The following is a 9126-nucleotide window of genomic DNA, read 5'->3' as shown; positions in this document are numbered from 1 at the left end:
CACAGGTCTGCGCCGCACCGCACATTCAAGAGCTGACGCAGAGCGTCCAGAACGGCATTCCCACGCTGGAGCGTGCGGAACGATAATCGTCAGAACACCATCGTGCCAATGCTCCGCGTTGGCATGCATTTCGTGACGCTCTGCGTCACAGGTCTGCGCCGCACCGCACATTCAAGAGCTGACGCAGAGCGTCCAGAACGGCATTCCCACGCTGGAGCGTGCGCAACGATAATCGTCAGAGCACCATCGTGCCAATGCTCCGCGTTGGCATGCATTTCGTGACGCTCCGCGTCACAGATCTACAGCCTCGTCCGGTAGCAAATGCAGACGAGATCAAGGTTTCAATGGCAATAAAAAAAGCGGCTACCTCTCGATAGCCGCTTTTCATTTACCGCACTAATGCATCACTTCGGCAGTTTGAATGCCATCACGTAGTCACCCTGTTTGGTGCCCAGTGAACCGTGACCGCCCGCCACGACCAGCACGTATTGCTGACCGTCCTTGCCGGTGTAGGTCATCGGTGTGGTTTGTGCGCCTGCTGGCAGGCGACCTTCCCACAGCTGCTTGCCGTTACGTACATCGTAGGCGCGCAGGTATTGGTCAAGCGTACCGCTCAGGAAGGCCAGGCCGCTCGCCGTAGTGATCGGGCCACCCAGGCTTGGAACGCCCATGGTCAGCGGGATCGGGATTGGCGAACTGTCACGCACGGTGCCGTTCTTGTGCATCCAGATGGTTTTGTGGGTGGTCAGATCGACCGCCGCCACGTAACCCCACGCAGGGGCCTGGCACGGCAGGCCCATTGGCGACAGCAGTGCTTCCAGGATCACGCCATAAGGTGCGCCCTTGTTCGGCTGCACGCCTTCGGTTTCGCTCTTGCGGCCAGGTCCGCCTTCGACTTCGGCAGCAGGTACCAGCTTTGAACGGAACGCCATGTAGCTAGGGTTGACGAAGGCAATCTGACGAACCGGGTCGACGGAAATACCGCCCCAGTCGAACACGCCGAAGTTACCCGGATAAACAATCGAACCCTGCAGCGAAGGCGGCGTGAACGGGCCGTCGTAGCGCAGCGACTTGAAGTCGATCCGGCACATCATCTGGTCAAATGGCGTCACGCCCCACATGTCGCGCTCTTTAAGCGGCGGCGGCATGAAGTTCAGGTCGGACTTGGGCTGGGTCGGCGAGGTGTGATCGCCTGCAACAGCGCCTTGCGGAACCGGTACTTCGTTGATCGGCACAATAGGCTGACCGGTGCTGCGGTCCAGCACGTAGATGCTGCCCTGCTTGGTCGATGCCAATACCGCCGGCTTCACACCATCAGCAGTTTTCATATCCAGCAGGGTCGGTTGACCGCCCACGTCCATGTCCCACAGGTCGTGGTGGGTGAACTGGTAATTCCAACGTACGCGACCGGTCGCGATGTCCAGTGCAACCAGGCCCGCACTGTATTTCTCGGAATCCGGCGTGCGGTCGCCGCCCCATTGGTCAGGCGTCTGGTTGCCCATCGGCAGGTAGATCATGCCGAGCTTTTCATCGACGCTGAACATGGACCACATGTTCGGCGAGTTGCGCGTGTAGATCTTGCCTTCGGCAATCGGTGCAGTTTCTTCCGGATTGCCGCTGTCCCAGTTCCACACCAGACGGCCAGTGTGCACGTCGTAGGCACGGATCACGCCGGACGGTTCGTCCATGGAGACGTTATCGGTAACGTGGCCGCCGATGATCACCAGGTCTTTGGTCACTGCCGGTGGCGACGTGGAGTAGTAGCCGCCCGGAGCGAAGGTGCCCATGTTGGCGGTCAGGTCAACCGAACCCTTGTTGCCGAAGTCTTCACACATCTTGCCAGTATCGGCGTTCAGCGCGATCAGACGGGTGTCGGCAGTCGGCAGGAAGATTCTGCGCGGGCAGGCAGCACTGGCAGTGGCCGTGCCGTCAGCAGCCGGGACCGTCTGGCTTTGCGCCGGGGCGCTGGCTGCATAGGCTGCGTCGTCATGATAAGTGACGCCACGGCAGGTCATGTGCGCCCAGCCTTTGAAGTTTTTCGCATTCTGGGTGCTGAGCTTCGGATCGAAGCGCCAGATTTCCTTGCCCGAATCCGGATCAAGCGCGATTACCTGGCTGTGCGGCGTACACACGTAGAGCATGCCGTTGACCTTGAGCGGAGTGTTCTCGGCAGTGGTTTCACCCGGGTCGTTAGGCCCAGGGATGTCGCCAGTGCGGAAGGTCCAGGCCGGTTCCAGTTTGTTGACGTTTTCCGGGGTGATCTGCGCCAGTGGCGAGTAACGATCACCGAATGCGGTGCGGCCGTAGGACTGCCAGTCGCCGTCAGGCATGGCCGGAGCGGTGTTGGTGGTACCGGCAGTTTCGCGGTCCAGTTGGCCTTCGATACGGCCAGGGTTGGTGAACTGGCTCGCCAGCGCGGTCAGACCGGCCAGCACGACAGCAACGCTCAATGCGCCAGTGCCCAGGCGCGCCGGGCCATTGCGCAGCAGTGGCTTGCGGAACCACGGCAGCAGCAGGACGATGCCCAGTGCGAACCACAGCGCCAGGCGCGGCACCAATTGCCACCAGTCGAGACCGACTTCCCACAACGACCATACGGTGCTCGCGAACAGCAGCAGTGCATACAGGCCAAGTGCAGCAGCACGGCCGGTCATCAGCAACACGCCGGTCACGGCAAAACCGATACCCGCCAGCAGGTAATACAACGAGCCATCCAGTTGCAGCAGTCGGGCACCACCGACCAGCAAGGCCAGCCCCATCAACAGGATCACCAGCCCGAGCAGGGTCGGCAACAGGCGATTTCTATTTGAAGCACTGTCAGTGCTCATAATGCGAATCTCCGCGAGAAGTAAGTAGTTGATATCTTGTTTTCATGTACGCCGCCGACCCTGGCAGCATTCCTTGAGGCTGTTTATTGAAACGAATCACCGACGGTCGAATTCAACGTCACACAGAACACGGTTGCCCATTCAGCGCGGCCCGGTCATTGATTCGTAGACCATTGCCGCCCGAATTCGTGCATAGGCGTTTATTCAGCGGAGCCTCTTCAGAAAGGAAACCTGCAATCCTTAAACGCGCAATGATAGGACGCTAACGATTTTTCTAAAAGCCATAAACCTGACATGGATCATTGCAAGGTCGGCAACAGTGCCTCAAGCCGACTGTGTTTTATGAAAGCGCGGCGCTTACAATGGCAGACTTTTCGGGAAGACCAGCGCGTTCCAGAAAGCTGTTCAGGCTGCTATCCCTCTTCATCAGCTTCAAGGCTCATCATGACAACACCCAATTCCGACCCGTTGCACGGCGTCACGCTGGAGCAGATCCTCAGGGCGCTGGTCGAACATTACGAATGGTCCGGCCTCGCCGAACGCATCGATATTCGCTGCTTCAAGAGCGATCCGAGCATCAAGTCCAGCCTGACCTTCCTGCGCAAGACACCCTGGGCGCGGGAAAAGGTCGAAGCGCTGTATGTGAAATTGCATCGCAGCAAGGGCTGGTAACAGGCCCGCCAGACAGTCCGGCATGGACGCCGGCACGCAAGGATACCGATTGATGCTCAGTGAACATCCACAACCTGCGCAGGGACAGCGCTATTACGCCCTTGTGGCCGCTTGTCTCGGCTGGTCGGGATTGGTGATTCAGCTTTACCTGATCCTGATTGGCCGTTATGCCGATCACGCCAGTCTGCTGGGTGGGCTGGTGCGCTTTTCAAGTTTTTTCACCGTACTGACCAATACGCTGGTAGCGGTCGCCCTGAGTTGTGCGCTGACAATACGGCAGTCGGCAGGCCACCGGTTTTTCCGACATCCGGTGGTGTGTGGTGGCATTGCGGTGAGTATTGCGCTGGTGGGCATCGCCTACAACATTCTGCTGCGCCACTTGTGGCACCCGGAAGGCTGGCAGTGGGTGGCCGACGAACTGCTGCACGACATAATGCCGCTGGCGTTCGTGCTCTATTGGTGGCTGTACGTGCCCAAGGGCACGCTGCGTCTGAGCCATGTAGTGCTCTGGGCGATCTATCCGATCGTCTACTTCGCCTATGTCCTGCTGCGTGGCCACATGTTCGGTGATTACCTGTACCCGTTCATCGATGTCGGCACGCTCGGTTTCCCGGCGGCATTCATCAACGCGCTGGGCGTGCTGCTCGGTTTCGTGCTGATCGCATTGGTGCTGCTGGCAGTTGATAAACGGGCGTCTCGTCGTACGCGGTGAGTCGCCCGGTCCTGCTCATTCTTCAGTGCTGTCCAGCTTCCAGTAACCGGCGGCCTTGACGAAGTCCTCTTCCAGGCCGAACTCGTCGAGCAGCACACGACGTAACTTGCGTGACAGCGCGGATTCGGTCGCGACCCAGGCGTACAGCTTGCCCTCGGGCATCTCCAGACGACGCGTGACGTCCAGCAGACTCTGTTCGCCGCGTACGATCCAGATCACGTCGACCTGTGCGGCACTGTCGAACACCTGCTGTTCCTGCGGGCTGGCCACTTCGACCACCACCAGCGCAGCACGATTGGCGGGCAGCGATTCAAGGCGTCGGGCGATGGCCGGAATGGCTGTTTCGTCGCCGATCAGCAGGTAGCTGTCGAACATGTCCGGCACCACCATCGAACCCTTTGGCCCTGCGATGTGCAGAAATTGCCCCGGTTCAGCCTGAGCCGCCCAGGTGGCAGCCGGGCCTTCGCCATGCAGAACGAAATCGATATCCAGTTCCCCGGTTTCTTCGTCGTAGCGACGCGGCGTGTAATCGCGCATCGGCGGGCGCGGCGTGTCCTTGTCGCCGGCAGGGTTCAGGTTTTCCAGCGCGGCCTGCTCTTCTGCCGTTTGCGGGAAGAACAGTTTGACGTGGTCGTCGGTACCCAGGCTGATGAAACCCGCCAACTCCGGCCCCTGCAAGGTAATGCGGCGCATCAGGGGTGTCAGTTCCGTGACCCGCACCACCTGCAGCTTGCGACGCTTGATTTCATGCATGACGCGATGGATTGACTGGGGCGAATTCATGCCGACTCCTCCGAGGCAGGTTGAGGCCCATCGACGACAGCCTTGGCCGTGCTGTTGAGCAGTTCGCTGACGCGCAAAATCTCTTCCGGGCTCCAGCGGCCATGGTGCATCTGCAGCGCGTGGCGCAGGTTGTGCACCGCTTCGTGGATTTCCGGCGGACGATCGTGGCCGCGCAGTGACCGCTTGCTGACATCTATGCGCATGCGCACACCTTCCAGCGCCACGGCCTGATCTTTCAGGGATTGGCGACCCGCATCGGTGATGGTGTAGAGCTTCTTGCCAGCCTGGGCATCGCCGACCACCATTTCGCTTTCTTCAAGAAACGTCAGGGTGGGGTAGATAACGCCGGGGCTGGGGCAGTACGCACCTTCGAACAGACCTTCGATCTTGCGGATCAGGTCATAGCCGTGGGCGGGCTGTTCGGCGATCAACGCCAACAGCAGCAATTTCAGATCGCCAGGGGCGAAAACCCGAGGGCCACGTCCACCGCGTTCACGGCCCGGGCGTTTTTCAAAGCCGTCGCGATCTTCACCTGGTTCACGAAGATGCGGCGGACGGTGGTGGGGAGGGTGTTTGTCTTCACGCATGTTTTTGATCTCTGTGGTTACACGTTAGATATACCTTAAGATATGTCTAAAAGTATTCACAGAGTCGGCAGACGAGCGGTCGTTAACGGTCAGGCACCCTTGGGTGGGTCGGGAAGTGGGGCATTGCACATCGCCTGCCCATGATTCTCCAGGTACGGGGTCAGGATCGGAGCCATGCCTTTGAGTACCTGCACCGGCAACGCCGAGGTGAAGCGAAAGCCTTCGGCGGCGCGCCCTGGCACGAACGCGGTCAATGCGCCGAAGTGGTTGTCGCCGATATAAAACACAAAGGTCGCCGTGCGATTGATCGCCCTGGAACTGAGAATGCGTCCGCCTGCGCCAATGCTCTCGATCCTGTTATCACCCGTGCCGGTTTTGCCGCCCATCGCCAGCACGCTGCCGTCCTGCATCTTGAAGGTGCCTTGCACACGCTTGGCGGTGCCGCCATCCACTACCTGCGACAAGGCTTCGCGCATTGCCGCGGCAACTTCTGATGGCAGCACGCGCTGGCCCAGCTCCGGGTTGATGGTCAGTTCGGTGTCGTAAGGTGTATCAGCGGCAAAATGCAGACTGTCGATGCGCACGGGCGGCAAACGGATGCCATCGTTCTGGATAATGCCGATCAACTCGGCCAGCGCTGCCGGGCGATCACCCGAGCTGCCGATAGCCGTTGCCAGCGATGGCACCAGATGGTCGAACGGATAGCCCACGCGCTGCCAGCGCTGTTCGATATCCAGAAACGCTTCGACCTCCATCATGGTCCTTACGCGACTGTCGCGAGCGCTTTTGTGGCGACTCTTGAACAGCCAGCCGTAGACTTCCTGACGCTCGTAACGACTGGCGGCCACGGCGTCCTTGAATTGTGCTTCAGGGTGTTTGAGCAGGTAGCCCACCAGCCACAGCTCCAGCGGGTGGACGCGGGCGATGTAGCCTTGATCGGGCAAGTCGTAAGTCCCCGGCCCATAGCCCTTGTACAAGTCGGCAAGGCGCTTGTCGGTCAGCTTCGAGGTTGCTTTCGGCTCATCCAGATGCGCGCGGATGAATGCGTTGAACGTGGCTTGATCAGCCCCAGGCAACAGGTAGCGATGCACGGCAGCCAGACGAATGGCCGTAGGATGGATACCGTCCAGAAAGGTATCAAGGCGTTCCTGGGTGGTCTTTTCCTTGTAGCGTTTCCAGAAGCGCAGCAGGAACACCGTGCCCTCGCGGTCGGCAAACTGCGCGAGGTATTCCTGACGGCGCGGGTTGTCGTCATCCTTGAGCAACTCGGCACTGTTGTTGGGTGCCTGATATGTGCTGTAGCGCACCACATCGCGCATCAGACGAATGAACGGCAGGTTGATCGACTCACGCAGCGACTCGCGCAGGGTTGGAATCCGCTCGTTGTCTTCGCGCCGGAAATTATTGAAACGGTGCATGCCGCCACCGGTGAAGAACGCTTCTGCGGGGCTGGCCGAATAGGTGCGGTCGAGTGCTGCCGACAGCATCTTCGCCAGGTCATGGTCCTTGTTCAGCAGCAGATAATCCACCGCCCAGCGGGTCAGCCGATCCGGTTCCTCGACAGGGATTTTGCGCAATTGCGCAGGGTTCAGGCCCGCATAGCGCCCATGCAGTTCGGCGATGATCTCCAGATACGTCGTCAGCACGCGCATCTTCGCCGTCGAGCCCAGCTCCAGCTTGCTGCCTTCGTTGATATCGAACGGCTGATCAGTGCTGTCGGTCTGGACCCTGACCCGCGAGCCGTCCACGCCGCGTTCAAACAGCGTGAAGCTGTAGCGCACCTGCGTTGTGCTGGCCGGGGTCAACAGGCGCTCGCCCATCAACCCGATCCTTGCGGCAAACTCAGGGTTGGCCAGGTCACGCAGGTATTGGCTGACGCTGCGCTGCAATTCGCCGTGCAAGGTGCTAGTGGCCGATAGATCAAGACGGTCCAGATCGTAAAGCGGGCGATTGAGCAGGTTCGACAGACGAGTGCGCGCGACACTGATGCCCTTGTTGGTTTCGATAGGCTGAATGGTCGGCTGCTGTGCCCAGTCACGGTAGGTAACCTGGGCTGCCAATGCGGCATCGGCCAGCGGTTGATCAATGACATTGGCCTGGGCCAGCAGGCGTAGGTGGCTATCGGTCAGGTCCGCCAGTTCCAGGCGACCCTTGGCCAGATAATGCGATGGACGACGCTGAGCAATGACCAGTGACAGCACTTCGCGCAGGGCCAGTGCCTTATCGGCCAGCCGTTGTTTGTCAGTGGGGCTGGAGGCCAGTAATTCATTGGTTTTGGCAAAATCTGCACCGAACCACACCCGCAACCCTTCGGCCAGCCCGTGCACTTCACCGTGCCCCGGCACCGCGGACAACGGCACGCTGTTCAGGTAATCACGCACCACCCGTTGGCGTACCGCAAGGGTCTCGGTGCCCGGTTGATAGGCGCGAACACTGGCGGAAATCATCTGCCGCAACTTCTCTGAACCCGACAGCGTCAGCCCGTCGGGTGAGTGGCGATATTTTTCCAGTTGAGTCGCCAGCGTACTGCCGCCGGCCGACTGGCCGGGAAGGGCGAACATCTTCGCCAGTTGCGACCACGCAGCCTTCACGAAGCGTGGCCAGTCCACTGCCGGGTTGGCCAAGGGTTGCTGCGGGTCCAGCAAGTCGCGGTTTTCGATAAACAGCAGGCTGTTCACCAGCAGTGGCGGAATAGCGGTAAAGGTCGGGTAAAACTGCTGCGGGTATCTGAACTCATACAACGGTTCATTTCGGCAATCAGTGATCGACAGGCCAGCCTGGGTTTTTTCCTCGTAAGGCACGAAGAAGCCATGCTGAACGTAGCGCATCAGCTCTGGAGAGAAACGGGTCTGGCGAGTAATCACATAATCGCGCTTGAGCAGGCGCTGCAGGAACTCATCCAGCGACGAATAGCCCAGGCGCCTGTCGAACGGCCCGTCACCGGGATACACCACGTCATGGCTCGGCCCAGGCTGCATTGAATAACTCAAGCTCGCGGCAAAGCGGCTGAACTCCCGCGCCTGCAGCCTTGAACTGCGGCTCTCCACGGTTATTGCAACACCCAGCGCAATGCAGGCCAGCACCACAATCACCCAAAACACCCGCCACCCGTATCGCTTGCGACGCGGACGCTTTGGCGCGCGTGGGTCATCCTGGCGGTCAGCTGACAGCGCTTCATGCTTGCTATCGGAATGCCGAAATACGCCCATAGTCGATTGTCCGGTCATCCTGTCAACGCACCTGACCCAAGCTTAGACGCTGGATGGGAATGTGGGGGGAATTGTGTGGTGGTTTTCGAGATTGGCTGAGGCGATGCCTGGACTTGCATGGCTTGTATGCTTTTTCGTCTAAGCACAGGATTTGACTGAAAAAATATCAGTCATAGATAAGCGCCTGAAAACCAGTCTTTATAAATCCAGGCGCTGGACTTATAAAAGCCTATCGGTTATTTGTAGGACGTTTCTGATAATTGTTTCCAGCGCTTGATCTTGAATTAAACAGGTGATTACGTCCGGTTTTGTCAGTGGCAATGATGCCCTGATTA

General features: G+C 59.4%; 6 protein-coding genes. 2 read left to right on the top strand and 4 right to left on the bottom strand.

From position 1 onward, the window contains the following. Positions 1–404 precede the first annotated feature (404 nt). Entirely contained in the window at positions 405–2828 is a 2424-nt protein-coding gene (locus tag RYC17_RS04995; RefSeq protein ID WP_058401618.1) for a glucose/quinate/shikimate family membrane-bound PQQ-dependent dehydrogenase, read from the bottom strand. 444 nt (positions 2829–3272) lie between these two features. On the opposite strand from RYC17_RS04995, the gene RYC17_RS04990 reads away from it, so the two are divergent. Continuing rightward, positions 3273–3500 carry a VF530 family DNA-binding protein gene (locus RYC17_RS04990; RefSeq protein WP_003363662.1) on the top strand — a complete coding sequence of 76 codons (228 nt, stop codon included), beginning with the start codon at positions 3273–3275 and terminating at the stop codon, positions 3498–3500. 52 nt (positions 3501–3552) lie between these two features. After that, positions 3553–4212, top strand: coding sequence for a Pr6Pr family membrane protein (locus RYC17_RS04985; protein WP_316902605.1), 660 nt, complete (start codon positions 3553–3555; stop codon positions 4210–4212). A gap of 15 nt (positions 4213–4227) precedes the next feature. Here the strand turns inward: RYC17_RS04985 and RYC17_RS04980 are convergent, their stop codons facing one another. The 3 genes from RYC17_RS04980 to RYC17_RS04970 all read right to left on the bottom strand — a co-directional run bounded on the left by RYC17_RS04980 (position 4228) and on the right by RYC17_RS04970 (position 8791). After that, the gene (locus RYC17_RS04980; protein ID WP_316902604.1) at positions 4228–4995 is read right to left on the bottom strand and encodes a siderophore-interacting protein; all 768 of its coding nucleotides are present in this window, start codon (positions 4993–4995) and stop codon (positions 4228–4230) included. After that, entirely contained in the window at positions 4992–5582 is a 591-nt protein-coding gene (locus RYC17_RS04975) for a PadR family transcriptional regulator (protein WP_316902603.1), read from the bottom strand. Before RYC17_RS04975 ends, RYC17_RS04980 begins: the two co-directional genes overlap by 4 nt. Before the next feature lie 89 nt (positions 5583–5671). Beyond that, on the bottom strand, positions 5672–8791 hold the full coding sequence (locus tag RYC17_RS04970) for a transglycosylase domain-containing protein (protein WP_316902648.1): 3120 nt from the start codon (positions 8789–8791) through the stop codon (positions 5672–5674). Between the last annotated feature and the right edge of the window lie 335 nt (positions 8792–9126).

Source organism: Pseudomonas syringae group sp. J248-6, assembly GCF_032586995.1.
Taxonomy (GTDB): domain Bacteria; phylum Pseudomonadota; class Gammaproteobacteria; order Pseudomonadales; family Pseudomonadaceae; genus Aquipseudomonas; species Aquipseudomonas amygdali.
Note: the sequence above shows the minus strand (reverse complement) of the source record. Positions and strands in the feature narration are given on the sequence as shown.